A 26,629-nucleotide genomic window follows, 5' to 3' on the forward strand; every position below is an offset into this window, starting at 1 on the left:
CACCTTCGCTTTAAATTCGGGTGAGTGGTTTCTACGTTTTCTTGTCATCATCTGCTCCAGTCTTTCTGGGGACTATCAAAACAGATCAATCACTTAAAGTCATGTCCGAAAATTGGGGGCCACTTCTATATGACTCACGTTAGATACTTATGAACAAGCAATCGCCATCTTTTATACAAATCTAAGTAACTGTTCCAATAAATGGACATTTGCGATTGTCCTCTCTAGCTGTATCAAAGTGATCGTACACTTAACTGGACTTTATTGAATCACGTCGAGGAATTAAGTATGTACGACATCAATATCACCCCTTCTTACACACAAATCACTCTGCAGCAAAAGATCACTTCGCTGAGTGCAGCACAACCAACAGAAAACAATAAGCGCGCTTTCATGCGATACGTGAACGAGTATATGTATGAAAATCACTACTTTGACTTATTCGAAAAAATTGTATCTTACCGCGTTAATGAAATTCACCAAGCACAGGATCCTGACGCGCCTAGAGGTAACCTTTATACCACGCTCACCTCTCCACTCGCTGAGTCTATTATTGGCATCCGCCCGTTTAAAGATCATCCCTCGCTTTTTCTCTATATCGAGCGTATTGCAATGGCGTTTTATGGGGATATTTTAATGTGTTGGGCAGAATTCAAGGCGTTTCAGATCAGTGAGCAGGCAAGAGTTAATCTTCAGGCTCACCATGAAGAGCGGCAAGTGCCTGCAGAAATGGAGAATGTGAGCGAAATGTATCGTTATGAAGTTGTAGAGGACATTAGAAATGATGAGCGCCTCTTCCTGACCAGTCACTCGCCTTACCCAATGACACTTTCCCTTGCCAATGTGCTCATTAATCTTGAAACCTTCGTCAAGCAACAACATTGGTACGAAATGCTTTATTACTTGGATATCTCCGCTTCAGGTGAACACTTTATCCTTTACCAAGACGTGGGTGGTAATACGCCATTGTTGCTGTCTTCTGCCCTTATCCAACGATACGATCAACATGATAACTGGCTGACTTTTGACCCATTCTTCCAAACAGATAATTGGACTCTGACGTTATCAAATGAGAAAATCCATACATTAGAAAAATCCGGAGTTTTTTCTAACCGTCTGAAAAATAAAATAAATACTAAATCTGTTGAGAAATTTGATTATTCTCTTTTGCGCACTGTTACACAAAAGCAAGCTGTCTGTGAAATCATCAGGATGGCAATCAGTGGTCCACGTGAAAAGTTAAACCATGTCCTTTACCTGACACTCAAGTATCTAACAATGAAACTCGCCGATATTGGACTTGAAGTCGCTTACACTATCGTAGAACAACCTTCTATCCTTGGGTTCTATCAATCTGTGAACAATGACAGCAATAACATTCTTCCCTACGTTTCCATTTGCAAGCAACAAGTAGCAGGCACAGCACTTACCACTTATCAGGGAATCGTTTTCACCGGGCCAATGAGTCAGGCTTTCGAAGAAAACAGCTTCAGAGATTACAACAAGAGAATTGTTTCAATGCGAAAACTCGCGAGAGCCTCGGCCAATGCATGAATTTATACAGGCAATTTCTAATAGCTACCTAGCGATTTTCTTGGTCGCGATCGCTGGTATTGTTGCGGTTTGGGCAACCAATTTCGCACATGCCTTAGCAAAAAACAGGTCGGGGATAACCCGACCTTTGTATCGTCCATATACGCTGTACACCATGTTCATCTCGGCATGGATTTTGTCGAATGCCTACTTCCAGTCTGGCTTGCTCGTCTATTTTAGCGATCATTGTGCGACTATCATGGCGTTGGCCGCAAACGTGTTCTCGGGTTTGGCATTCGCCTTTGCGTATCTCTTCTCTTGTCGCTTGGTTTCCGAACGGGAAGGCTTCCAGATCAAGCGATGGCATTGGCTATTCTTCCAGGCGACCTGTCTCATCACATTGGTCACCAACCTGGTGCCCGGTTTAAATGTCGTCTCTGTCGATGTTTACGATATTGGCAACTTTGTCATCCGATTTGGCCCCGCCAGCGGCGTGTTCTTTGGCACACTCATCTTACTGATCATCATGACATTGACCAACTTTGTGCTCTCCAGCCGAAGTAAAATCAAGCTTCAACAGATCAAGGCGAAATACATGGTGTTGGGCATGGTGGCATTTATTGTCTCCACGTTTATGGCTCATTTCCTGATCCCAGTATTGTTCAATGACTTTTCGATTGCGTGGGTACCACCCGCACTCTCCATTATCGAAGCTTTGTTGGTTGGCTATGCCCTTCTCCATAACCGCTTTTACAGCAGTCGCTATATCGCCATGACCTCGCTGAGTTTCATACTCAATGCCGCACTCTATATCGTGCCGATATCCTTTTTGACAATGCAACATCTCCAGATGGAAAGCATATTGTTTGTGGTTTGGACTGTATTGGCTGGGATGTTCTGGAGCCGCTCACACAAGTATATCCGCCAACACGTGAACCGCTTTTTCTATAAGGAAAAAGGTAACCCGGTTGAGAACATCTGCAATCTGATTGGGGAGTTTCGTTACTCAACGGATCAGGCTGTAGTGCAGTTAAATAAGGTCCTGAATGCTAAGTTCGGCCGTATTCAAAAAGTCAGCAACAACGCCGAAAACAACGTCTTTCTTTCCTGCTTTCACGGAGACCGCTCTGTATTGGTCAAAGAAGAACTGGAGTACGAAATCAAGCACGAAGAACCGAAAGTTCAGGAAGAGTTGCGGGATGTTACTCGCGCCATGGTCAACGCTGGGACTTCATTAGTACTTCCGATTACGAACGAAAAGAACGAAGTTACCCATCTTTATATGGTTTCAAAAGAGAAAGAGAGTGACCTCTTCTCCAGCGAAGAAATCATGGGCCTACAGCGGTTATTTGATGAAGCGAATCGATTCATTGTCACCGAAGACAAAGTGCGTAAATCGCAGGTACTTGCAGGCTCTATTGCCCATGAGATTCGTAACCCGCTGACCAAAATCAAATATCACTTCGAACGTATAGATGCCGATATGTTCGGCGTGGAAAATGGTTCACTCGCCCCCTTTGCTTCTCAGGATATGAAGAAGCTTTATCAGGAGCTCTCGGAAGGTAAAAAAGCGGTACAACTCGGTACCCGCTTTATTGATGCTATTCTGGATGAGCTTCGTGGGGATGGTATCAGTACCAGCCTGTTCTCTTACTATTCAGTGGGCGAGTTGACGGCACAAGCACTTAAAGATTTCAGCTTCTACAGTGAAGACCACAGGCACCGTATCGACCTGAATCTAAAAGATGATTTCTTCTTCCATGGTAGCGATACGCTCTACAGTTTCGTGTTACTGAACCTGCTAAAGAATGCAGTGTATTACTTCGATTCTCACCCGGAAAGTCGTGTCAGAATCCACTTTACACAATCCCCTGATGGGAATGCAGTACATATGGTTGATACGGGTCCTGGCATTTCAGCCGAGATGCTCTCCTATATCTTTGATGAGTTCTATACCAGTGGGAAAAAGCAAGGTAATGGCCTCGGTCTGTCTTATTGCAAACGTGTCATGGAGTCATTTGGCGGAAAGATTCATTGCAGTTCCGTAGAAGGCGAGTTTACCGAATTTGTTCTCACCTTTCCTGCTGTCGATCAGCAAGAACAGGATGAGGAAACCCAAGGCCGCATCAAACAATACGTCGCGGGAAAATCGTGTCTAGTCGTCGCCCAAACAGAAACCGGTAGTTGGCTTTCCAAAGAGTTTGGAGCACTGGATATCAAGGTCTGCTTTACCAACGACGTTGAAACCGGATTTACCCACGAGCTGAACCAGCCTGTCGATTTCATCGTGCTGGAACAATCCATGCTGGAGAAAGACATTGGACTGGTTAAAGCACTGCGGGCCGGTGATCTGGGTCATCATGCACAAGTGACTCCTATCCTAATGTTTCTCACCAATGGCAGCGAGCCAGCCAAATTCTCTGAGCATTTGGTTCAGGGTGAGATAGAAGGTATCTTCGACAAACTCGGCTTCCTTCGTTCATTCGACAACCTTATTGATGAAGGCAAACTGGCGAAGCTTGGCAGCTTGATTGGTAAACGAGTATTGGTTGTGGATGATATGCAGGTCAATCGCATGCTGGTTAAAGCCTATCTTACCAGTGAAGGCATTACGGTTGATGAAGCATCGTCAGGCGATGAAGCCATTCAAAAAGTGAAGAAGGATAACTTCGATTTAATCCTGATGGATATCCATATGCCAGGTAGAGACGGTATCGAGACCACTCATGAGATCCGTCGCTTGGTTGGTCCCATTCCAGTTGTCGCCCTTTCAGGGGAATACAGCGAAGAAGTCACCCTGGCAATCCGTGAAATTATGCAGGACCACTTGGTAAAACCCATCACCAAACAACAGCTTCTCAAGACGTTAACTAAGTGGTTAGTTGATAGCTTTGAATCCAAGAAAAAGACCCAAAACGAGCCAGATATCAGGCATTGAAGTCGGTTAAATTACAAAAGAAAAGGCCTTAACGGCCTTTTCTTTATTTTAGATAAGGTCAACAAAGCATAAAACGCTTAGAGCAGAACCCTTCGGGCAGCGTTTGTGGGGAATTTCTGCTGCGTTATCAGCGTCTCATGTAGGCGAGCTACACATCGAAGCCTCTGCCTTGCATAAAATCCCCACAAACTGCTGCAAAAATCATCACCAAAGGTCAACAGACCCTAGCTGTTCCGCTATCCTTGATATCCCATCAACCTTGGCATGCTTAGAATCAAGTCCGGGAACAGGATCATGACCAAAAGTGCTGCCAGCAGGACGAAAATGAACGGAATCACTTGCTTAATTATGCCAGCCAATGGGATTTTGGTGGTGCCGTTTATCACGAACAGCAAGACTCCGTAAGGTGGTGTAATCAAGCCAATCATCAGGTTTACAATGGTCACCACACCAAAGTGAACAAGATCGATACCTAACTCGCGACAGGCTGGCACAAACAATGGCACGATAACCAGAATCACAGTCGTCGCATCCAGCAGGAAGCCTAATCCGAGATAAATCAGGTTAACAATCAGCAAGAACTGCAGCGGTGACAAGTCTGCCGCTGTAATCATTTCTGCAATCGCGGTCGGCACGTTTTCCGTCGCCACGATGTAGTTGAAGATCAGTGCAGAACCGATAACCAAACCGACAGAAGCCGAAGAGTACGCACTTTCTTTCAGCGCCATGTAAAGTTGCTTGAAGCTGATTGAACGGTACGCGACTGCCAGAATCAACGCATAAGCCGCTGCCACTGCTGCCGCTTCAGTCGGCGTAGTAATACCGCCGTAGATACCGAACAGTAGAATCGCAGGCATCATCAGTGTTGGCAATGCGCGGAAGGTAATGCTCGGAATATCCTTCATAGGAGTACGTGGTTCTTTCGGGATATCCATCTTGGTGGCCATGTAGGCATTCAACCCCATCAGTACCACACCCATCAGAAGACCCGGTACCAAACCCGCGATAAAGAGGTAACCAACTGAGGTATCCGACACCAAAGCGTAAATGACCATGGGTATCGAAGGCGGAATGATCGGACCAATCGTTGCCGATGCGGCAGTAATCGCTGCCGCGTAGGATGGCGGATAACGGCCATCTTTAGTCATCATATTAATGATAACCCGACCCACACCTGCGGCGTCTGCCACAGCTGAGCCCGACATACCCGAAAAGATCAGACTAGAAACGATGTTAACGTGCCCTAAGCCACCACGGAAATGGCCGACCATAGCAACACAAAACTGAAGCAGTCTATCTGTGATACTGCCTGCGTTCATAATGTTCGCAGCAGCAATGAAAAGAGGTACGGCTAACAGAATGAAGCTGTTATAGAACCCCTGTATAATTTGTTCGCCTGCCAGCGCCAAGTCCTGACCACTGACTGCCAAATAAACAATGGCACCAATAATCATGGAGAAAGATACCGGCGTACCGAAAGCCGCCAGTAACAGTACTGTCACCAGGCATAGTGTTAAAGCTAAACTCATTCTTCCACCTGCTCATCCTTGTCTTCTTGCACTTTGTAGTTCGGATTCAGGAACTGAATCAATGCAAGACCGTAGCGGAGAATAATCGCGCCAAGGAAAATCCCGTAAATACTGAATACATAATCGAGGCGCCATTTCAAAATCGCGCTTTTCTTGATTTTGTAGAACGTGATGTAGTCCCACGTCGGCAAAAAACTCATCCCGAAACCGATGATGATGCCCAGTGCTGACAAGATCAGAAAAATACGTTGCACCTTCCCAGGCACACTTAAAAAGAGAAGATCAAAGCGAATGTGGTCTTTATGACGCAGACAGAACGCGCCCGCCCAGAAGATCACCCATAACCAAAGCGTCAGAAGTACTTCTGACGACCAGCCTATCGGATCATTCAAGACATAGCGGGAAAAGATTTGCGCACAAAAGAGAAGGAACATTACCGCCAACATGGTGACTGCAACGCCATCTGCTATTCGCTGTAACCAGTGCAGAATCGTTTTCACAACGTGACTCCCTAATTGTTGTGCATCTCGGCAATCAAACAAAAGCGTTGCAAGCTTTGTTCAGAAATCACCCTTTTATTCCGGGCGAGTCCTCTTCCTAATCCATGGCGACAGCATTCCCTGTCCCAGAGTCCTTCCATACTTCACTCCTTATTGTCAGAGACTTACTGCCCCTTTGTTGTATACCCAAACGACCTGAGGATGGAGGATTCAGCGAGCTTGACTGGTGTTGTGATCGCGGCGTTCTTTTGTAGGTGTAGTCACCTCCATCAAAAAGGGGCAACAAAGAGCACGACGACAGTCAACTCGCCCGAAGGGAGGCCCTCAATGCGCCCACTTCTTCGTTAAATTTCACAGAAATAGAACGACTATTCCTCGCGAAACTTGCCTCGAATTGAACGCATTGATGACCTCTGAATGCGAGCATCTTCAGGTTGTTTGGGTATAAGACGAAGCCCGAGAGCAATCGTCCTTATTGACCTGTAACTAGCCTAGACGAAGTGATCGTGGATTTGTTACCCAATTATGTCTCATTTGTTAAAACATCACCTATTTTTTAAATTAGGGGATGTTTTTATATTTATAGCCGATTCACACAAAAGAGACAGATACAGAGAAATTTAGGGGTGAAACTGAAAAGGTATCGTGATGGCCACGACGTGGTTTTCTATCTTTAAGCTCAGTTTCTTTGAGGCACGGATAAATGACGCTTTACGAAACACTTCGCACGGATTTGTTGAAAGGTGAGTTTGAACCGGGCAGCCGGCTCAGAATGGAATCGCTGAAAGAACGCTATGGCAGTGGTGTGAATCTTTTGCGCGAGAGCCTAACAAGACTCTCATCAGAAGGATTAGTGATTGCAGAGGGCCAAAAAGGCTTTCATGTCGCGAGTTTTTCGATCCAGAAGATGGAAGAGCTCACCCGACTTCGTATTCTCTTAGAAACTGACGGTGCCCGTGCTTCTTTTGCAAACGGCGATATGGAATGGGAAAGCAACCTAGTCGCTGCGCACCACAAACTCGAACACGTCGAAAGCAAAATGCGTGAGAACATCGATCAATATTTCATGATGTGGCATCGCTGTGACTACGAGTTTCACGCAGCGTTGATTGGGGCGTGTCGGTCAGATCTGCATATGCATTACCACCGTCAGGTCTACGACCAATTCCGTCAATTTGTCGTGATGGAGCTACGGACAGAAGGCTTTCGTGGAAAGTACGTGGTCGATGAGCACCAAAGTGTGCTGGAAGCGGCACTAAACCGTGATCTTCCAGCATGTGTAAACGCGCTTGAAGCCCACCTTGGCGGCTTCCTAATGCGGATGAGTGAAAATAGTACCCAAAAACGGCAGTGAAAATCTGCAAACTATAACCATAACAAGGAAGTAAGGATTAGATGGAGAAGCCTAGAATTGCCGTGGTCGGCGCAGGACTGATCGGCAAAAACCATATTCGACTCGTCTCGGAGAGCAAAGCGTGCGCGCTGGCCGCTATTGTTGATCCTTTTGAAGCAAGCATCACTCTTGCAAGAGAATATGGCGTCCCACATTTCGAAACACTGGTTGAATTACTGGATTCAGGGCTAGCAGATGGTGTCATTCTCGCCACCCCAAATAATCTGCACGTTCAGCAAGCCAAGCTCTGTATCGAATCTCGTATGCCGTCTTCTGCTTGAAAAAAAAAATACCAAACCGTCGCAGAAGGCACCTCATTACTGGAAATTGCCACCAAAGAGCCCGGGATCTGGGATACCTTGCTGGTTGGTCACCACCGCATGCACAGCCCAATCATCAAACGCACCCGTGAAATCATTGAAACGGGGGCTATTGGCCAAGTCGTTGCCGCCCATGGTAGCGCTATGTTCTACAAACCTGACGATTACTTTGTTGCTGCACCATGGCGAACCAAAGAAGGTGGTGGGCCAATTCTGATTAACCTCATTCATGACATCGGTAACTTGCGTTATCTGTGCGGTGAAATCGTTGCCATACAATCCATGGCTTCTAACCGTCGACGTAAATTTGAGGTAGAAGATACCGTTGCCATCAGCCTGAGTTTTGCCAATGGCGCGTTAGGCACTTTCCTACTTTCTGACACTGCTGGCTCAGGTTGCAGTTGGGAGCAAACGTCTCAGGAAAACAAAGCCTACGCAAGCTACCCCGATGAAGATTGCTACCACATCGCAGGGACAAATGGCTCGATTTCAGTACCTACCATGCGCCTCAAATACTACAAGAGTGAAGAAGACCGCTCGTGGTGGAAACCGTTCGAATGTGAAGACGTCTCTCTTCACCGCAAAGACCCCTTGGTTGAGCAGCTCAATCACTTCTGTCGCGTGATACGCAAAGAAGAAAAACCGTTGGTGACGGTACGTGATGGCCTTCAAAACCTGCGTGTAACCGAAGCGGTAGTAGAAGCGGTGAAAACGGGCCGCACCATTTATATCGACGATATCGCTTAGGAGGGCACGAAATGAAATCCATTTTGGTCATGAACGGTCCAAACCTGAACATGCTTGGTCAACGTGAACCGGGGCTATATGGCCATAGCACCCTGGCAGATGTTGAACAGCTTTGTCGTGATACAGGAGAACTACTCGGTGTTGTGGTTGAGTGCTTCCAAAGCAATCATGAAGGCGAGCTGATTGAAGCACTTCATAAAGCCGGACGCGCTGTTAAAGAAGGCAAAATGATTGGTGTCGTCTTCAACGCAGGCGCTTACACGCACACATCAATTGCTCTCTACGATGCTATCAAGGCTGCTGAAGTCCCCGTGATAGAGTTGCACATTTCCAATGTGCACGCGCGGGAATCCTTCCGTCACCATTCCTATCTTTCACCCGTTGCAGAAGGCGTGATCGTTGGCTTTGGGATTGAAGGCTACGCCCTAGCTATCAATGGGCTGGTCACCAAAATGGGGAGCAAATAACGTATGATTTACTCCATCGCAACGGTCTGCCTTTCCGGCACGCTAAGACAAAAAATCGAAGCCATCTCAAAAGCAGGCTTTCGGGGCATCGAAATCTTCGAAAATGATCTTATCACCCATAACGGTTCAGTTCATGAAATCCGAAGTATGCTGGATGATCATGGTCTTGAGGTTGTCACCTATCAGCCTTTTCGGGACTTCGAAGGCTTACCCGCACCTTACCGTCAGAAAGCCTTTGACCGCGCAGAGCGGAAATTTGATCTGATGGAAGAACTCGGCACCGATTTGTTGATGGTCTGCAGCAGTGTGTCGCCTCAAGCTTTGGGCGGCATTCAACGGGCAGCAGATGATTTCCATGAACTTGGCGAGCGTGCGGCAAAGCGCAATATGCGCGTCGCATACGAAGCGTTGGGATGGGGTAAATACGTTTATGATTATCGCGATTCATGGGAGATTGTGCGTCGCGCCAATCACAAAAATGTCGGGCTATGTCTCGACACTTTCCATATTTTTTCTCGCCAGACCGAGCTGGATACCATGCTCAACATTCCCGGCGACAGAATTTTCCTCGTGCAGGTTGCGGATGCCCCCAGCCTTTCGATGGATCATCTCAGTTGGAGCCGACACTATCGCTGCTTCCCTGGGCAGGGCGATCTTCCCATTGGTCAGTTTGTGTCTAACCTTCACGCGACGGGTTACGACGGCCCTTTCTCTCTCGAGATTTTCAACGATCAATTCCGCGCAGGCTCGACGGAAAAAACCGCCCGAGACGGCTACCGTTCACTGGTTTATGCCAACCGCGCGGCAGAAAAGTCTGCTGATACAGAAGCGCTTGAAATTCCAAGTGTCAACCCGCCCAGCGAAGTGCAGTTTATTGAATTCGCCGTCAGCGACAATGAAAAGCTCGCCCTGACCAAGCTGCTGTCTCAGCTTGGCTTTTGTCACGCTGCCACCCACAAACGTAAAGGCGTGGAGTTGTGGAAACAAGGGAACATTCATCTGGTGATGAATATGGAGCCAGATAGCTTCGCCCAAAACTTCCACCAGCAGCATGGCGTCTCCGTTTGTGCTGTGGGTTTAACCTGTACCAATGTGGGCGATATGGTGGAGAGAGCCAAGAAGCTTGAGTTCTCACCGGTTTACGGAAACCCAGAAAACGACACGCATGGCATTCCTGCCATCTATGGCCCGGGGCAAAGTCTCCTTTACATGGTGGATGACGCCGACCAGCCTCCTCATTGGGAGCGCGAATTCAAATGGCATGAAGACGCCACTCAACACGCTTTCCTCAACAAAGTTGACCACGTAGCCACCACCATGAGTTATGAAGAAATGCTTCACTCGGTGCTGCTCTATCGTGCAATGTTCAGCATGAAAACCATGCCGACCGTCAGCGTTTCAGACCCTGGTGGCTTGGTGAAAAGTCAGGCCCTGCAAACGCCAGATAAAGGGGTAAGTTTCACGCTTAACAGTACCCAAGCTTCACGCACCGTATCTAGTCGAATTCTGGATCAATACGCGGGTACCGGCGTCAATCATATCGCTCTTTCAACCAAGGATATTTTTGCCACCGCCGAATTCATGGTCAAACAGCAGACTGAGACGATGCCCGTCACCGCCAATTATTATGATGACTTGGCTGCCCGGTTTACCCTTTCTGATGAAGTGATTGAAAAGCTAAAACGCTATAACATTCTTTACGATGAAGATGAGAATGGCAGCTTCTACCAGCTCTACACCTCTATGTTTGCAGGCAGGTTCTGTTTCGAAATCGTTCAAAGAAATGGATATCAAGGATTTGGCGCTGCAAACAGCCAGATGAGGTTAACGATGCAGGCAAGGGAGTTAATGAGTTGAGTTAATCACCGACAGTCCAGCAAATATGAGTTTAAACAAGCCGTCTATGACGGCTTTTTTCCGATGGTCAATGCAAGCAAGCCATCAGCTTATCTTCGATGATGACTTTGCCGCAGATAATGGCAGTGGGATCGACGAGCGCTTTTTCAGAATGCAAAACCAATCGACGTTTCGCTGTGAGCTACTTTCACTTCGCTTTACATTTCTGCGTAACCTTCTCTATCAGTGCATCTAAGTTAGTCATAGTGAACCTTCCGCGCGCTCTCCGCTGGAATATAAATATGATTGATATGTTATAACATATCAGACACCAAGCAACCTACACCATTGAATTAACGTTTAAACCTAAGAGATTTAAACGTCTCTAAAAGTGGAGCACGAACATTTCTCTATCCAATTTTCCAAGGCGGGTTGAGTCGATTCTCTCCGGCCCAATACAGCTTAATTTCGTTGCCTGATGGGTCTCGCAGTGCTGCCTCTTTCCAAAGATATGGCTTCATCGCAGGTTCTTGATCGAATTCAATACCCTCACTTTTTAACCGCTCGACAAGCTCCTCGAGCGCTTCATGTTCAAAATAAATCACGCCGCGACTGATGACCCCATCTTTCCCGGGGTCGAGGAAGATAGAGAAGCTTGCCTCGCCTTCCGGAAAGGAAAAGCGTGCGTAGTGCTCATCACTAACAATCTGAATAAGCCCGAGCTTTTTATAGAATGCAACCGATGATTCCATGTCATGTACCGCTAATGTCACTTGATTTAAATTCATGATTTCCCGCCTTTAAATAAACTTTCGTTAGTAGACACCTCAGATTAAACCCTTTCCTGGTCTTGTTGAGCAAACTGCCCTTTTTCAGAGCCTAAACTGCGAGATAGCCTGAGGTTTAACGCTATATCAACAAGTTCCACAAAAAAAGCATGTACTGATTCCTATTTACAAGCTTGAACTAATCTTCTTAGCAAAAACTCTAGTCACATAAGTAGTTTGCAATTATTTCAATGGGTTGTGATAGGTATGTTGCTCTGTGTACCCCCGCACACCCCTTCGTAAACTGCCTCATTGATGCCCATGCAAGCGCGGGATGCGACATTGCACGTTCTGGCAGCAGCTGGCGTGAACAAGTGGGCGGGTTATGATGATGCGATGGCGGCGCTGATGGATAGTGCGACTTAACTTTGAAGGAGCCCTCTGAGGAGGCGCTGTAGATTGGAAATGGACAAAAGTGCGCTAGAGTCGGTGCTCGAAAGCGTCAGCTTCGGATAACTTCAGATAGAGGTAATCGAAGTAGACGGCTTTGTTGTTCGAGAGCATTGGCTGCTAACGCAGCCAAAATAAGGCTATGCCTATTGACCGGAGAAGGGCTCTTATTTGTGATGTGATTTAATCACCTGAACTTGAGACGCCAATGCTGTCATTAGAACCACCACCAAACTTACCTCCGCCTGGTTTGTTGTCATCATCTTGGCTTTTATGAAAAAGCCAAAACCCTATGGAGGCAATTAAAGGTAAAAGCCAAACGATTAAAATTTGAAGTGACTTCTGCATCATATCCAGGTCATCGCGCTTTGATATGGAAAACGAAACAATGATATTGAGACAAATCACTACCGTGAAAAAAAGCGTACCAATAAATCAGTTCCAAAAAGCCTCCAAGCCTACAATGTTTAAATAACGGGCTCTTACTACCCCAAATTGACTGAAACGCCTAAACTACAGCGTTTCTATTAAAAACGTGCCACGAGTAAATATCCTTCGTTGATTTGATTGTTAGCTTTACTTTTGCACAGTATCAAATTCTAACTTAACGCGCTGGTCTAGCCTTTTTGATGGAAGCCCGTTGACTATATAAGGCGAATATTTCCATTTACGCAATGCTTCAATTGCAAAAGTGTCATGCCTTAAATATGAAATAGATTCAATGACTTGAGTATTCTCTGGCGATCCACTTTCATCGATATCGAATGTCAGTAAAACGTAGTGTTGCTGTGAAGAAGCTGAATTGCTCTGACAACCAACAAAAAGTAACACTAGAACCAGAAAACAGCTCCGTATCATATCCCTGCTCTCCGTTCTGCCAAATAATGCTAACGTCGCATTAGGCGATTGCTGACCATAAAGCCTCAGCTAAATGCTTGGTTGTACGAATTAGTTTTGGCATTTGTTCATTGAAATACTTTAACCCTCCAGAGCAGTTATCAGTACAATAAAAGTCTTCGTCAATATGATAACCGAACATAACTTCTGGAAGGGCTAGGTTCTCTCCCAGACTTGCAGAGGCTAGCCAATCTCTAAAATGCTCACAATCTTCTTCTGACTCTAGGTTTAACTATGTCGCTCTAAGAGCAAAACGTTCTGAATAAGTGAGCTGTTTTGCGCTTGGAAAGTCAGTGGCTGGCAATGATGAGCAGTACTTGGGGCCTTCGAGAGAAAGCATACAGAAATATTCGAATGGCTCTTGTTCTTTCAGAATCTTGTCATCTGCCCAATCGATAACCTCTTTATCAGTTAGATAGCCTTCTTGATAAAGGGAGATGATGATTTCAATGTTCATGTTTTTCATTAGCCTAACGCTTGCCATAAACGGCGAGCGTGTTTTGCGAGTCCAGCCCCCGCAGGGGGCGATGTTTGATGGCCTTTGTTAATTGCCCATCTCAAAGCCTAGTGCTAACATTTGTACACACGCCAACAAAGGAATACATCATGGACACCAGAATTCAATTTCGTGTTGATGAAGAAACAAAACGCCTAGCTCAACAAATGGCTGAAAGCCAAGGTCGAACTCTAAGTGATGCTTGCCGTGAACTTACTGAGCAGCTCGCTGAACAACAAAGAAAAACATTATCTCACGATGCATGGCTAACTGAACAAGTAAACCTAGCATTTGAGAAGTTTGACTCAGGAAAATCCGTTTTCGTTGAGCACCAAACTGCTAAGTCTCGAATGGAAGAGCACAAAGCCAGAATCCGTAATCGAGGTAAGCAATGATTTTATGGGAAGAAGAGTCACTTAATGATCGTGAAAAGATCTTCGAGTTTCTCTATGACTTCAACCCTGATGTGGCAGAAAAAACTGACAACCTCATTGAAGCAAAAGTAGAAAACTTGCTTGAACAACCTTTAATGGGTGTACAACGAGATGACATCGGCGGACGATTGCTCATTATTCCTGAGATTTCGATGATTGTCTCTTACTGGGTCGAGGGCGATATCATCCGAGTTATGCGTGTACTCCACCAGAAACAAAAATTCCCTACAGATTGATTGCTTCCTCTGGGGAATTAACGCCGTGCTCTTGGGCAAACCGCAGCGCAGCGTAAGTTTGTCCCTAGCAGCACTTTGTTAAGCCATCTTTTCGATAGCGGACTTGCATATAGCCAGTTTATTCTCACATTTATCTTTAAATTCCCAGCCAACAACACAGGATATTGTGTAGCTTTCCATGACGACTTTTACACGCTGCCAATAAGCGAGCGCGGTTTCTTACATAACCTTTAAAGCCTACTGCGAGACATGCAGCTTAGACGTTGCACTGGCGCGACTTTCTGCCTTCCGGCTATAAGATAAAGCCATCGCCGCGCTTGTCACCGCTGGTTGGGATATCCCCATCACAACAATCCAACACTACAGCTACAGACATCGCCCTTGGGCTCGAAGTGTCAGCGCAAAGATGGTGCTGGAAATCTGCGGCAAGTTCATGCCCTACGCTTCCCAAAATCAGGTTGAAAAGTTGAATAAGAAATTCAGCTCGTGCCCCATTTAGAGGAAACGCGAAGAACTAATTTTTAAATTCAATATATTAAATACTTACAGTAATTTCTAAAATTGATGTAACTTCCCTAGGGGCTGACAAAACAACCAAAAACAAAACGATATGGATATCAACTTCAAGTACCTCACAGCTGAGGGTGCAACTTCAAAACTGGACGTTGAAAGCTGGATGATCACCAATAACGAGTCCTGGGCAGTTTTCAGCACGGAAGGCGACATTGGCTCTCTTCTAGGTGGCCTGTTGTGCGGAACCATCGAATTCGTTGGCGAGTTGGAAATCGGCGATGGAAAGATTGCGCAGGTTTCGCTAGTCGAACAGCAAAAACTGCTAGAGGAAGAGCGCGCCAAAGATGACACCGACTTTCTTGACCGAATAGATAACGGCACCAGCGTCTATGACCTGATTTTCGAACAATGTGAAGACGCTGCATTGACCCATCAATTGATTGAAGATCTCGATCTCGCTCATCTCAAACAGAGTGGCTTTCGCGTGCTATCCACTGGCGAAACCCGCCGTGTGATGTTGGCTCGCGCATTGGCAGAAAAACCTGACTTTGTGGTACTAGACAACCCTTTTGCCGGCTTGGACATTGCCCACCGTCAATCAATTGCTGACTATCTGGAAAAGCTCTCGAACTCTATTCAGATGATGGTGATATTTGCGCGGGAAGAAGACCTTCCTGATTGGGTTGACCATGTCGCCATGTTTGAGCGTGGAAAGTTGGTTGAACTGATAGACAAAGCTGGATGGGACAATCACCCCATCATTCAGCAAATCGCCGCACAGTCTAAACAACAAAGTGAAGAGATGATGACGCTTATCCGTCGTTATCAGCACGCTACACAATTTGAAAACCCGATTTTCGAATTGAGAGATGGCAAAGTTGAATACACAGAGAAAACTATTTTCACTGGCGTAAACTGGCGCATTGATAAAGGCGAGCATTGGCAAGTTAAAGGCCCAAATGGCTGCGGGAAAAGCACCATTCTGGGTATAATCTTTGGTGATCATCCACAATGCTACAGTAACGACATCCACATCTTTGGCAAAAAGCGTGGGTCAGGCGAAACGGTGTGGGAGATTAAAAAGCATATCGGCATGGTTTCTTCTGCCCTGCACCTACAATATCGGGTTAGCTGCTCAGCGTTGGATGTCATTCTTTCCGGCTTCTATGACTCTATTGGCTTATATTCCCAACCAAGCATTCAGGAGCGTGCTATCGCCCGTGAATGGCTCGACATTCTGCACATGAGCCAATATGCCAAAACGACTTTTCGTAAGTTGGAATACGGACAACAACGCCTGTTGCTGATTGCTCGCGCAATTGTGAAGCAACCTACTTTGTTGATTCTGGATGAACCCTATCAAGGCTTGGACTATTTAGGACGACGCCTGATGAAGAATACCTTGGAGTTAATAGCACGGGAAAACCTGAGCCAGCTTCTGTACGTTTCGCACTATCAGGATGATGAGCTGGAAAGCATCAAAAACACACTGACTTTTGTTTATGATGACACCGCTCAGTGTTACCGCGCCGAATTAGAAAGTAGATAAAAAAAGGCCGCATCAGCGGCCTATCTTTTAAATCAGCGTGTTTGGGTCTATCCGTTTACCTGCATTAATAGCCCATAAATTTATCAATCAGCACTTCCAACTTCCCTTCCAGTTCGCCTTCAAAGTCGTCCAAGCTCTTGTCGAACTTTTGCAGGTACTTATCAGCCTGTTCCCGGTTTAGCTTTCTTCCTGACATATTGAACTGCATTTCCGGTAAGGATTTGTCGTTTCTTGGTACCACGGCAAGAGAGATAAATCCGGTGTTCAAGGCATTCATCTCATCCAGAATGTATTGGCAGAAATCGTCGATTTTGCTCGCGCCCTGTGGCCCTAAACAGCCGGGTTCCAATCGGCAAATTACGTTCAATTTCATCTCTTCTGGCACTGTTGCTGCGCTTCCCATAGATATCGTCCTTATTGTTATATTTAACATTTATCCTAGACCAGCAGACGCAAAAAAGCCCAGAGTGGCATGACGATTACCTCTGGGCAAAGGGATAGCTTGGGATTGATTGTCATTTCTTAGTCCCGATCCCGTTCCGAATCCATCACTTTCAACTGCCCTTCGCTATAACGCTCGCCAATGACAAGATCTTCGCGAATCAGCTTAGAAAGGTACGAAACAACATCAGGCGAAATGACGACTTTAAGTGCACCAATGTTTTCCTGCATGTATTCGATGTGTTTGGTACCTGGGATTGGAACTAGCGTTTTGTTGCCCTGACGATTGGGTTGATGTATCACCCACGCCAGCGCAAGCTGGGCCAAGGAACAGTTCAGTTCTTTCGCTATCTCTGCCATTGGCTTAAGCAGTTCGCTGTTTTTAGCAAAGGCGTCAGCATCAAACCTAGGTCTTGCATTGTTGGTACGAATATCGCCCTCGGTCAGTAACGAGGCTTCTTGGGCTCTCCCCGTCAGGAATTGACGACCGAGTGGCGAGAATGGCACAAAAGTGGTGCCGAGTTTTTCGCAAACATCGAGCATTTTAAGTTCAGGCAATCTCGTCCAAAGCGAATATTCCGACTGCACGGCCGCAATAGGATGGATCGAATGTGCGCGTCGCAATGTATCGCTTGATACTTCAGACAGCCCGATTTCACGGATCTTCCCTTCCCTGACCAGTTCTGACAAAGCGCCGACACTTTCTTCTATGGGCACTTTCGGGTCGAGTCGGTGCAGGTAGTAAAGGTCGATAACATCGGTTTCCAATCGCTTTAGGCTGGACTCACACTGAGAACGAATGGTTTCCGGTCTGCCATCAATGGTGGGTTTTCCGTCTTTCTTAAAAAGCGCGCATTTGCTGGCAAGAACGTACTCACTGCGACGATGTTTCACTGCCTTAGCGATCAGTTCTTCGTTTTTACCGCCGCCATACATGGTGGCGGTGTCGAGGAAGTCATAACCTGCGTCGAGCGCTTCATTGAGTAACTGGATGGAGGTCGGTTCGTCGCTTGGGCCATAGCCATGAGACATGCTCATACAACCAAGTCCAATCGGCGATACCGCCAGTGAGCCAATGTATCGCTTTTCCATAGGTGTCATTCCTTCTGCTTTTTCTTATTCTTTGCGTGAGTTACTCACCCAGTGCTTTTTCTATGCGATCCAGAATCTTCATGGCAATCAAAGCTTGATTCACACTGGCGTTTGGCTCGCGGCCTTCACGGATAGCAGCAATAAACTCACGATCCTGCAATTCGATACCGTTCATGGATACATCCACTTTGCTGACATCAATCGGGTTCTCTTTACCGTCTACCAAATCGTCATAACGGGCGATGTAAGTGCCGTTGTCACAGATGTAGCGGAAGAAAGTACCCAATGGGCCATCATTGTTAAACGACAGCGACAGAGTACAAATCGTGCCAGACGTGGTTTTCATGCCGATACTCATGTCCATGGCGATACCGAGCTCTGGGTGTTTTGGTCCTTGCATGGCCATCACATCCACAATCTCTTCACCGGTTTGATACGCAAACAGGTCAACAGTGTGGCAAGCGTGGTGCCAGAGCAGATGATCCGTCCAGCTACGTGGCTGACCCAAAGCATTCAGGTTTTTACGACGGAAGAAGTAGGTCTGCACATCCATTTGCTGAATGCTCAGTTCACCCGCGCGGAACTTCTTGTTCAGATATTGGTGGCTTGGATTGAAACGGCGCGTGTGACCTGCCATGGCAACCAATCCGGTTTCTTTTTGAACATCGCACACGGCTTGAGCATCAGCCAGAGAATCCGCCATGGGGATTTCTACCATGACGTGCTTGCCCGCTGTCATTACTTCGATGGCTTGTCTGGCGTGAATAGGTGTCGGCGACGTAATAATTGCCGCTTCAACGCCCGGTTGAGCCAGCGCTTCCTGTAAGTCCAATGTCCAGTGCGCGATCCCATATTTTTCGGCCGTTGCCTTGGTGCTTTCCTCTACACCACCGGCAATCGACACGACCTCCACATCGTCAATGTTCTTTAGCGCATCCAGATGCTTATGACCGAAAGCGCCTTCACCCACCATAATGATTTTCATTGTCTATTCCTTAAACGTTTGGCTCTGTTGACATGGCACCTTCCGTGACCCTGTCACTTGCGTTTTCTAAAATCGTCAAACCATAGTGCGAGTTTGACACCGGGGCATGGGTGAATCGGTAAACTTCATCCACATTGTCATCGAGCGCGCCACGCATTACCAGCCACATAATTGCTTCAATACCTTCTGAGCCTGTTTCGCGAAGGTATTCAGTGTGGGAAACTTTCTTCGCTGCTTCAGGTTCATTCACCATCAGATCAAGCCAGTTACAGTCATATTCAACGTTGATCAGACCTGCACGTTCACCCTGCAATTGGTGAGATAAACCACCTGTGCCGAAGATGGCGACTTTGGTCTCTGCCGGGAAGCTTTCTACAGCTTTGCGAATAGCTTTACCGAGGTTGTAACAACGGTTTCCTGTTGGCTGAGGATACTGAACCACGTTGACCGCCAGTGGAATCACCTGACAAGGCCATGCTTTTGGTCGCCCGTAAACCACGGAAAGTGGTACGGTGAGGCCGTGGTCGACATCCATTTCGTTCACAATGGTCATGTCGAACTCATCCAGAATCAGTGATTCAGCAATGTGCCAAGCCAACTCGCTGTTACCTTCACACACTGGCACCTGACGCGGACCATAGCCTTCATCCGCAGGGTTAAATTGTGGTGCAACGCCGATGGAAAAAGTCGCAATAGATTCCAGCGAAAATGCCGACGCATGATCGTTGTAAACAATCAGGCAAACGTCTGGCTTCACCTCTTCCATCCAATCACGGACAGGCTGAATGCCATTCACAAAACGCTGCCAGTATTCACCCACCATGGTGCCGTTATCCATGGCTGCACCTATTGATGGGATATGCGAAGTCCCTATGCCGCCAACAATCTTACCCATGGTACAGCTCCTTGTTCTCAGGCTTGGCATAATACTCAGCCCATTCCGCTTTGCTGCGGTTGCCTTCAATCGAACGACCGCCATTCAGCATCATCTGCTTGAAGTCTTCGAAGGTCATTCCGTTACCGGACATCGCCGCTCCGGCATGTTGCATGGTCATGCCATCAAAAATCGCGATTTTGAAGGTGTAATAGATATTGCCGCCAAGACGCAGCATGCCAAGCCAATCGCGCTTCAACACGGCTTCACGCTGCTCTGCAGTCATCGGAAACTTGTCGATATAAGCCTCTTCGCTCTCACGGAATTGGTCTCGGTTCTCACCTTTGTTCAGCGACATGCAGAACATGTTGAGGTGATACCCAGCTCTCGACATCTCACCATCAAAGACATAGGTACCGGGAATATCGTCATAATCTCTGTGTTCACGCATTTCCATTTCCCCCTCAGATCAATCCTACTTCTTTCAATCTGTTATCCAGACGGGCAAACACATCTCGGGTGTTGCCGTTGAAAACTTTGGCTTTGTCTTCATCGTTAAGCTTAGAACCATCGATGTAGCGCTTGGTATCGTCGAAGTAATGTCCTGTCATCGGGTCAATACCACGCACCGCACCAATCATTTCTGATGCAAACAGGATGTTTTCGATTGGCACCACTTCCAACAGCAAATCGATACCTTCCTGATGGTAAACACAGGTATCAAAGTAGATGTTGTTTTCGATGATTTCTGTCAGCGAAGGCAGATTCATCATGTCACACAGACCACGGAAGCGTCCCCAGTGGTAAGGCACTGCACCACCACCATGTGGAATGATGAACTTCAGATCCGGGAAGTCTTTAAACAGGGTTTTCGACATCATCAGCTGTTGGAACGCGGTGGTGTCTGCACCCAGATAGTGTGAACCCGTGGTGTGGAAACAACGGTGGCAGCAGCCACTCACATGAATCATCGCAGGCACTTCCAACTCACACATTTTTTCGTAAATTGGATAGTAGAACTTGTCATCCAGTGGAGGTGCAGTCCAGTAACCGCCTGATGGGTCCGGGCTAAGGTTGCAACCCACAAAACCGAACTCTTTGACCGTTCGCTCAAGCTCTGCAGCACTCGCTGTCATATCCGCATTCGGTGACTGAGGCAATTGTGCGGCACCGATGAAGTTCTGAGGATAAAGCTCAGTAATACGGTAGATAAGCTCGTTACAGTGTTCAGTCCAATATTTACTGGTGGTTTGGTTACCAATGTGGTGCCCCATCCAGCTTGCACGCGGCGAGAAAATAGTGACATCCGTACCGCGCTCGTTTTGCAGTTTCAGCTGTGCGCCTTCAAGGCTGTCGCGGATTTGGTCATCCGAAATGTTTACGATGCCTTTTACGTGATCAAACAGAGGATCAATTGCGAGCTCTTTTTTCTGCTGTTCACGGTATTCACCTAATTCAGCCGGTGCTGTGGTGTAGTGACCGTGACAGTCGATGATTAAAGGTACCTTGCTCATTCTAAATCCTCCAGCGTATCCACGTAGCGAAATCCTGATTGCTCCAGCTTTGGACGCATGTTGTACATGTCGAGCCCAAGAATGCCTTGCGCCAACATACCGCGTTTTGTTTCTTCGTTTTCCATGCGTGCCTGAGCAGATTCCAATACGGTTTCTGCGGTTTTACGCGGTACGACGCATACACCATCGTCGTCAGCAACAATCACGTCGCCAGGATAAATGGGTTGGTCGCCACAAATCACAGGGACGTTCACGGAACCCAAGGTGGCTTTCACGGTGCCTTTGATGGAAACCGCTTTTGACCACACTGGGAAGTTCATTTCCGTCAGGTCTTTGGTATCACGCACACCCGCATCAATGATAAGTCCTTGCACGCCTCTCGCTTGTGCCGAGGTCGCCAGCAAGTCACCGAAATAACCATCAGTACATGGCGATGTGGTCGCAATCACAAGCACATCTCCTGGCTGACAAAGCTCGATAGCGACGTGCACCATCCAGTTATCACCCGGTTGCGCCAGTACAGTGACTGCGCTACCCGCAATTTGTGCGCCTTTGTAAATCGGACGCAGTTCATGGTTTAGGTTGCCTGTACGTTGTTGCGCTTCGTGTACCGTTGCACTGCCACAACCGGCCAGCCCTTCAATCACTTTGGCATCGGCGCGTTCTATATGTTTAACCGCCACGCCTTGAATCGTTCTCATAGACATACTTCTGTCCTTGCGTCTTTTAGTCATCAAATCCGTAAAGTCTTGCTGGGTTATCCACCAGAATCTTCTTCTGGGTCGCTTCATCACGTGCAATCAACGGCACGAGATCTAGCAGATCCGCATCATTCGGCATGTGTTTTTTAATATTAGGATGCGGATAGTCGGTCCCCCAGAGCACACGGTCTGGTGCCACTTCCACTAGGCCTTGTGCATATGGCACGGCGTCATAGAATGGCGGTGCTATTGCAATTCGTTCAGAACCACACACTTTTACCCACCAGCTTTCGCGGCGCATAAACTCAAGCAGGATTTGATACGCCTGCTGACCCACACCTTCAGAGGTAGGCACACGACCCATATGGTCAACCACGATGGTCATATCGATACGGTTGAAGAAGTCTTCATACTTGATGATGTCTTCGGCATTCACGTGGATGACTAAGTGCCAGCCGTATTGCTTAACGCGTTCCAGAACCCGCTCCATCATTTCCAGGTTTGGCGCTCCGCCCAAATGGGTAACGAAGTTAAAGCGAATACCGCGAACACCCCCTTCATGCAGATCCTGAAAATCGTTGTCGGTGAAGGTGTCATCCGCCATACAAACGCCACGGTAAGCACCGTTGCTTGATGCAATTGCATCCATCATGGCGCGATTGTCGCGGCCATGGCAGCTCGCCTGTACCAGCACAGCACGATCAATCCCCAGCTTGTCGTGAACGCGTTTCAGCGCATCTTTACCTGCATCAGGCGGCCAGTAGGTCGCGGTTTCCGCATAGGGGAACTGTGCGTGAGGACCGAACACATGGCAGTGTGCATCACACGAGTTTGGCGGTGCCACGAAACGCGGTGTTCGCGTGTTGTTATCTGGTGGCATACAGCTTGGCTTGGTCATTCCATGACTCCTTATTCTTATTTATTAGTGGGGACAAAGAGCTCACCTCTGGCGAGCAATCGTGCGGTTCTCAGTAGCCCGGCTTTTGTGACGTTGTTTTGCTCATCAAACGTTAACGTCATTGAAAACTCACCTGAGGGATGCTCAACAGAAATCGTCTTCACATCTCCTTCTGGGATTTCAGCAATGCCTTCAGCCACGTTTCCAGGCATGGCAGCAGCTGTTGCTACTGACACAGCACCGAGAACACCTATTGCGGTGTGGCAGACTCTTGGGATAAAGGTGCGTGAGCAGATGTGCCCACCGTCTACAGGTGGTGCAACCAGGCTCATCTTAGGGACAACTTTGTCAGTCACATCCCCCAGATTCATCGCCTCACCTGCCTGCAAACGAATTGATTCGATTTTTGCTTTCAGTGTTTCATTAGCGTTAAGTTCGTCGGCCGATTCATAGCCGGACACACCCAAGTCAGAAGCGCGCATCAACACAACGAGCATACCGTTGTCGATACAGGTAACCTCTACGCCATCGAAGGTATCTTTGATATTTCCAGTGGGAAGCAAGCTCCCGGTAATCGAGCCTGCGATGTCTTTGTAGTTGCAGATAACGGGCGCTGCAGTGCCCGGCACGCCATCGATAGCAGCGTTGCCTTCGTATTGCACTTTTTGATTCGGAGTCTGTACGTCCAGGTCACAGCGATTTCCGCTGTTTAGCATATTCACACGGACAGTAGTGATTCCGTCTTGCGCATCTACCAGTCCGTTTTCGATAGCAAAAGCACCAACACCGGCGAGAATATTGCCGCAGTTTGGCGAGGTATCCACCCGGTTCTCTCCCACTACCACCTGAACAAACAGATAGTCGACATCGCAATCTGGTAATGATGATGGAGAGACAACAGCAACCTTGCTTGTCAACGGATGGCCGCCACCCAAACCGTCTATCTGACGGGCGTCACGACCAACTGCATCTAGAATGACCTGATCGCGTAATGCTTCATTTCTCGGCAGATTAGAGGCTAAAAAATAAAGCCCTTTAGAACTGCCACCACGCATTTGCATATAGGGAACTGCCAGCATCTCTCACCTTCCTTGTGTGCTTTAAAAACAGCATAGGCATGATTTCGCTCGCAATAAATTCAACTTCTTTACATTTTGTTGTACATTTTTAACATTCTGTTTTCTTGAGATTGTCCTGAATGGCTGATATTCCCCACTACTTTCTCTATGGCGAAGAGCTTCCCGAGACCGCGCCAGACTACATGCACATTGCGCGTTTGGAGCAATCTCTGCCCAAGCACAACTGGGAAATTCATCCACACCGCCACGACAATCTTCATCAGTTGATGATCCTCGAGTCAGGCTCGATGCATGCACAAATCAGGGAAAAAAGTGCGGAGTATTCCGGTCGTTGTGTGCTCTCGATTCCCGCTAAAGAAGTACATGGCTTCGCGCACCAGCCCGGCGTGACCGGATTTATTGTTTCTGTTTCCCACCCTTTCATGATGAGTTTATTTAACGAAGCGGAAAGGCAGGGACTCGCGCAGCTGTTCAGAGAGCCGATGGTAATTCCTCTAGGCGTCGACACGGATGAAGGGGAAGTCACAAGAATGGGTGAACGCTTGCTTGAAGAGTTCCACACGCCAAAGATTGGGCAGGCTTCAATCATCGGTGCTTACCTGAAAATCGCCTTCGTCATGCTGGCAAGGCACCGGCAGCACAGTGAACTTCAAGAAAATGCTGATGGAAAAACCGCGCTGTTCGAGCGCTTTGTCCGTTTGGTTGATACTCATGCCACCGAGCACTGGCAAGTCAGCCAATATGCTGAGGCATTGGGATTAAGCCAAGGGCAACTCAACCGCATCTGCCAGCGTGCAGCGGGTCAACAAGCGTTAGCCATTGTTCACGAGCATTTACTGGATGAGGCAAAGCGCTTGCTAGTTTTCACTCAATTGTCAGCCAAAGAGATTGGCTACCAACTTGGGTTCAAAGATCCCGGCTATTTTTCACGGTTTTTTCAGAGACATACCGGACAAGCCCCTAAGCAATTCAAAACGCGGGTAGCGGAAAGTCAGCGTCAAATTTAGCGTTCACTATGCGCTTAAATGACTTAAAAAGTTTTTCTTGGCTTTTTTATGACGTATTTTTTCAAACACCATAAGCAATAAATACATCATTATTTTCCGTCCAGATTTCTATTCAACTCCTTAATAATCAGTTTATTAATAGACCATCTTCCTGTCTGCAATTTTTAGCACTTAATAAAAAATGAGATTTTTCTTTCATTCACTATGATTGATTTGTCTCATTTAAAATACTGTTAACATCTTGCTAACCAAAATTAACAAGACCAATAATGAAATGGAATGGAATGCAAACCAACAACACAAATGCAGGGGTAAAAAGCATGAAATCGACAGCACTATTGGCACGACCAAAACTGAAGCAAGTATTCACAGCAGCAGCGATGGTCGTTGCAATGGGCGCAACCTCTTTCGCTCACGCGGCAGACACTAAACTGAGAATGTCTGCTTCCGCGTCAGCGACTGACCAACGCGCAGTTGCGATGACCGAAGTTTTCGGTCCAGCCGTTTCCGACTTTGCTGAGTTCGAAGGACACTGGAACAGTTCACTATTTAAACAAGGTACCGATCTGGAAGCCATTGCCCGTGGCAACCTGGATATGACCATCACTTCCGCGCAGGAGCTTGCCGAGTTTATTCCTGCTTTCTCCATCTTCTCGGCAGGTTATGTACACCGTGACGCAGAACACCAGAAGCGTGTGTTCGCTGCAGACTTCATGGATGACCTGAAAGAAGAAGCAAAAGATCTCCTTAACGTGAAACTGTTGAGTGTGATGTACCTCGGCCGTCGCCACGTTAACCTTCGTGAAGACTTTGAAGTAGCGACCCCAGCGGATCTGAAAGGCGTAAAACTGCGTATGCCAGGCAGTGACGCATGGCAGTTCTTGGGCAAAGCACTGGGCGCAAACCCAACACCAATGGCTTTTGCAGAAGTCTACACTGCGCTGCAAACTGGTGCGGTTGACGGTCAAGACAACCCACTGCCAACCGACAAAGACGCGAAGTTCTATGAAGTCACCAAGCAGATTGTTCTGACTGGTCACCTGGTTGACCTGAACTACATCGCTATCTCGAAGAAAGTGTGGGACAAGTTCACGCCTGAGCAGCAAGCAACGCTGCAAAAAGCATCTGATGATGCTGCAGAATCTGCTCGCCAGAAACAGCTTGCTCTCGAAGCAGAACTGGTTCAGTTCTTCAAAGATCAAGGCCTAAAAGTTTACGAACCAAACCTAAAAGCGTTCCAAGAGACGGTTCAAGGCGCTTACCTGACCTCTGACTACTCGGAGCAATGGCCAGAAGGTCTGCTGGACAAGATCAACGCGCTATAACTCAAGAATCCAGACTAACTAAACTTGGCATCGTGGCAGCAGTATCGCTGCGGTGCCTCCTCTTCACTTTCCCAACACATTCAAAAAAGAGTGCCTTAACAGCGCTTT

29 protein-coding genes are annotated in these 26,629 nt (G+C 47.3%); 14 read left to right on the forward strand and 15 right to left on the reverse strand.

Going from position 1 to position 26,629, the window contains the following annotated elements; all coding sequences use genetic code 11:
* Positions 1–288 precede the first annotated feature (288 nt).
* Together GMA8713_RS20150 and GMA8713_RS20155 are read left to right on the forward strand one after the other, a co-directional pair.
* Positions 289–1,554, forward strand: coding sequence for an acyl-homoserine-lactone synthase (locus GMA8713_RS20150; protein WP_062713635.1), 1,266 nt, complete (start codon positions 289–291; stop codon positions 1,552–1,554).
* Positions 1,547–4,471 carry a hybrid sensor histidine kinase/response regulator gene (locus GMA8713_RS20155; protein ID WP_062713637.1) on the forward strand — a complete coding sequence of 975 codons (2,925 nt, stop codon included), beginning with the start codon at positions 1,547–1,549 and terminating at the stop codon, positions 4,469–4,471. Before GMA8713_RS20150 ends, GMA8713_RS20155 begins: the two co-directional genes overlap by 8 nt.
* A gap of 236 nt (positions 4,472–4,707) precedes the next feature.
* Here the strand turns inward: GMA8713_RS20155 and GMA8713_RS20160 are convergent, their stop codons facing one another.
* Together GMA8713_RS20160 and GMA8713_RS20165 are read right to left on the reverse strand one after the other, a co-directional pair.
* Complete coding sequence (locus GMA8713_RS20160) at positions 4,708–6,000, reverse strand: TRAP transporter large permease (protein ID WP_062713639.1); 1,293 nt, start codon at positions 5,998–6,000, stop codon at positions 4,708–4,710.
* Positions 5,997–6,500 carry a TRAP transporter small permease gene (locus GMA8713_RS20165; protein ID WP_046306845.1) on the reverse strand — a complete coding sequence of 168 codons (504 nt, stop codon included), beginning with the start codon at positions 6,498–6,500 and terminating at the stop codon, positions 5,997–5,999. The genes GMA8713_RS20160 and GMA8713_RS20165 overlap by 4 nt, the downstream gene beginning before the upstream one ends.
* Before the next feature lie 703 nt (positions 6,501–7,203).
* Between GMA8713_RS20165 and GMA8713_RS20170 the strand changes: the two genes are divergently transcribed.
* The 6 genes from GMA8713_RS20170 to GMA8713_RS20190 all read left to right on the forward strand — a co-directional run bounded on the left by GMA8713_RS20170 (position 7,204) and on the right by GMA8713_RS20190 (position 11,519).
* Complete coding sequence (locus GMA8713_RS20170) at positions 7,204–7,854, forward strand: GntR family transcriptional regulator (protein ID WP_084387793.1); 651 nt, start codon at positions 7,204–7,206, stop codon at positions 7,852–7,854.
* Between the two features lie 41 nt (positions 7,855–7,895).
* A complete protein-coding gene (locus tag GMA8713_RS28205) occupies positions 7,896–8,174 on the forward strand; it encodes a Gfo/Idh/MocA family protein (protein WP_232314507.1) in 279 nt (92 codons plus the stop codon).
* Positions 8,175–8,273: 99 nt separating this feature from the next.
* The gene (locus tag GMA8713_RS28210) at positions 8,274–8,960 is read left to right on the forward strand and encodes a Gfo/Idh/MocA family protein (RefSeq protein WP_232314508.1); all 687 of its coding nucleotides are present in this window, start codon (positions 8,274–8,276) and stop codon (positions 8,958–8,960) included.
* Between the two features lie 11 nt (positions 8,961–8,971).
* Positions 8,972–9,427, forward strand: a complete 456-nt coding sequence (gene aroQ, locus GMA8713_RS20180) for a type II 3-dehydroquinate dehydratase (protein WP_062713641.1) — start codon at positions 8,972–8,974, stop codon at positions 9,425–9,427.
* 3 nt (positions 9,428–9,430) lie between these two features.
* Entirely contained in the window at positions 9,431–11,284 is a 1,854-nt protein-coding gene (locus GMA8713_RS20185; RefSeq protein WP_062713643.1) for a bifunctional sugar phosphate isomerase/epimerase/4-hydroxyphenylpyruvate dioxygenase family protein, read from the forward strand.
* A gap of 46 nt (positions 11,285–11,330) precedes the next feature.
* Positions 11,331–11,519, forward strand: coding sequence for a hypothetical protein (locus tag GMA8713_RS20190; protein WP_157515703.1), 189 nt, complete (start codon positions 11,331–11,333; stop codon positions 11,517–11,519).
* A gap of 154 nt (positions 11,520–11,673) precedes the next feature.
* Here the strand turns inward: GMA8713_RS20190 and GMA8713_RS20195 are convergent, their stop codons facing one another.
* Positions 11,674–12,051 carry a VOC family protein gene (locus GMA8713_RS20195; RefSeq protein WP_062713647.1) on the reverse strand — a complete coding sequence of 126 codons (378 nt, stop codon included), beginning with the start codon at positions 12,049–12,051 and terminating at the stop codon, positions 11,674–11,676.
* Between the two features lie 300 nt (positions 12,052–12,351).
* On the opposite strand from GMA8713_RS20195, the gene GMA8713_RS28855 reads away from it, so the two are divergent.
* Entirely contained in the window at positions 12,352–12,456 is a 105-nt protein-coding gene (locus GMA8713_RS28855) for a hypothetical protein (protein ID WP_479687081.1), read from the forward strand.
* 207 nt (positions 12,457–12,663) lie between these two features.
* Here the strand turns inward: GMA8713_RS28855 and GMA8713_RS20200 are convergent, their stop codons facing one another.
* The 3 genes from GMA8713_RS20200 to GMA8713_RS20210 all read right to left on the reverse strand — a co-directional run bounded on the left by GMA8713_RS20200 (position 12,664) and on the right by GMA8713_RS20210 (position 13,843).
* Entirely contained in the window at positions 12,664–12,831 is a 168-nt protein-coding gene (locus GMA8713_RS20200) for a hypothetical protein (RefSeq protein ID WP_232314509.1), read from the reverse strand.
* Positions 12,832–13,056: 225 nt separating this feature from the next.
* Positions 13,057–13,338 carry a TonB family protein gene (locus GMA8713_RS28620; protein WP_062713652.1) on the reverse strand — a complete coding sequence of 94 codons (282 nt, stop codon included), beginning with the start codon at positions 13,336–13,338 and terminating at the stop codon, positions 13,057–13,059.
* Positions 13,339–13,609: 271 nt separating this feature from the next.
* Complete coding sequence (locus GMA8713_RS20210) at positions 13,610–13,843, reverse strand: hypothetical protein (RefSeq protein ID WP_157515705.1); 234 nt, start codon at positions 13,841–13,843, stop codon at positions 13,610–13,612.
* Between the two features lie 140 nt (positions 13,844–13,983).
* Here GMA8713_RS20210 and GMA8713_RS20215 point away from each other — a divergent pair, with 140 nt between their 5' ends.
* The 3 genes from GMA8713_RS20215 (at position 13,984) to modF (ending at position 16,605) form a co-directional block, all read left to right on the forward strand.
* On the forward strand, positions 13,984–14,268 hold the full coding sequence (locus GMA8713_RS20215; protein ID WP_062713656.1) for a type II toxin-antitoxin system TacA family antitoxin: 285 nt from the start codon (positions 13,984–13,986) through the stop codon (positions 14,266–14,268).
* Positions 14,265–14,543 carry a type II toxin-antitoxin system RelE/ParE family toxin gene (locus GMA8713_RS20220; RefSeq protein ID WP_062713658.1) on the forward strand — a complete coding sequence of 93 codons (279 nt, stop codon included), beginning with the start codon at positions 14,265–14,267 and terminating at the stop codon, positions 14,541–14,543. Before GMA8713_RS20215 ends, GMA8713_RS20220 begins: the two co-directional genes overlap by 4 nt.
* Positions 14,544–15,153: 610 nt before the next feature.
* Positions 15,154–16,605, forward strand: a complete 1,452-nt coding sequence (gene modF / locus GMA8713_RS20225) for a molybdate ABC transporter ATP-binding protein ModF (protein ID WP_062713660.1) — start codon at positions 15,154–15,156, stop codon at positions 16,603–16,605.
* Positions 16,606–16,669: 64 nt separating this feature from the next.
* Here modF and GMA8713_RS20230 read toward each other — a convergent pair whose 3' ends face one another.
* The 9 genes from GMA8713_RS20230 to GMA8713_RS20270 form a co-directional block, all read right to left on the reverse strand.
* Positions 16,670–17,008 carry a hypothetical protein gene (locus GMA8713_RS20230; RefSeq protein ID WP_062713662.1) on the reverse strand — a complete coding sequence of 113 codons (339 nt, stop codon included), beginning with the start codon at positions 17,006–17,008 and terminating at the stop codon, positions 16,670–16,672.
* A gap of 119 nt (positions 17,009–17,127) precedes the next feature.
* Positions 17,128–18,138 (reverse strand): aldo/keto reductase, encoded by a 1,011-nt coding sequence (locus GMA8713_RS20235; protein ID WP_062713664.1) that lies wholly within the window; start codon positions 18,136–18,138, stop codon positions 17,128–17,130.
* Positions 18,139–18,178: 40 nt separating this feature from the next.
* Positions 18,179–19,123: a Gfo/Idh/MocA family oxidoreductase gene (locus GMA8713_RS20240; RefSeq protein ID WP_062713666.1), complete on the reverse strand. Its 945-nt coding sequence runs from the start codon at positions 19,121–19,123 to the stop codon at positions 18,179–18,181.
* Between the two features lie 10 nt (positions 19,124–19,133).
* On the reverse strand, positions 19,134–20,018 hold the full coding sequence (locus GMA8713_RS20245) for a class III extradiol dioxygenase subunit beta (protein ID WP_062713668.1): 885 nt from the start codon (positions 20,016–20,018) through the stop codon (positions 19,134–19,136).
* Positions 20,011–20,448, reverse strand: a complete 438-nt coding sequence (ligA, locus tag GMA8713_RS20250) for a protocatechuate 4,5-dioxygenase subunit alpha (protein WP_062713692.1) — start codon at positions 20,446–20,448, stop codon at positions 20,011–20,013. The genes GMA8713_RS20245 and ligA overlap by 8 nt, the downstream gene beginning before the upstream one ends.
* A gap of 13 nt (positions 20,449–20,461) precedes the next feature.
* Positions 20,462–21,511: an amidohydrolase family protein gene (locus GMA8713_RS20255; protein WP_062713670.1), complete on the reverse strand. Its 1,050-nt coding sequence runs from the start codon at positions 21,509–21,511 to the stop codon at positions 20,462–20,464.
* Positions 21,508–22,218 carry a 4-carboxy-4-hydroxy-2-oxoadipate aldolase/oxaloacetate decarboxylase gene (locus GMA8713_RS20260; RefSeq protein WP_062713672.1) on the reverse strand — a complete coding sequence of 237 codons (711 nt, stop codon included), beginning with the start codon at positions 22,216–22,218 and terminating at the stop codon, positions 21,508–21,510. The genes GMA8713_RS20255 and GMA8713_RS20260 overlap by 4 nt, the downstream gene beginning before the upstream one ends.
* Positions 22,219–22,237: 19 nt before the next feature.
* Positions 22,238–23,110: an amidohydrolase family protein gene (locus tag GMA8713_RS20265; protein ID WP_062713674.1), complete on the reverse strand. Its 873-nt coding sequence runs from the start codon at positions 23,108–23,110 to the stop codon at positions 22,238–22,240.
* 17 nt (positions 23,111–23,127) lie between these two features.
* A complete protein-coding gene (locus GMA8713_RS20270; RefSeq protein WP_062713677.1) occupies positions 23,128–24,189 on the reverse strand; it encodes a 4-oxalomesaconate tautomerase in 1,062 nt (353 codons plus the stop codon).
* A 119-nt stretch (positions 24,190–24,308) separates the two neighbouring features.
* Here GMA8713_RS20270 and GMA8713_RS20275 point away from each other — a divergent pair, with 119 nt between their 5' ends.
* A complete protein-coding gene (locus GMA8713_RS20275; protein ID WP_062713679.1) occupies positions 24,309–25,196 on the forward strand; it encodes a helix-turn-helix domain-containing protein in 888 nt (295 codons plus the stop codon).
* Positions 25,197–25,516: 320 nt separating this feature from the next.
* Complete coding sequence (locus GMA8713_RS20280) at positions 25,517–26,521, forward strand: sialic acid TRAP transporter substrate-binding protein SiaP (RefSeq protein ID WP_062713702.1); 1,005 nt, start codon at positions 25,517–25,519, stop codon at positions 26,519–26,521.
* The last annotated feature ends 108 nt before the right edge of the window (positions 26,522–26,629 follow it).

This window comes from Grimontia marina, from assembly GCF_900060185.1.
GTDB lineage: Bacteria > Pseudomonadota > Gammaproteobacteria > Enterobacterales > Vibrionaceae > Enterovibrio > Enterovibrio marinus.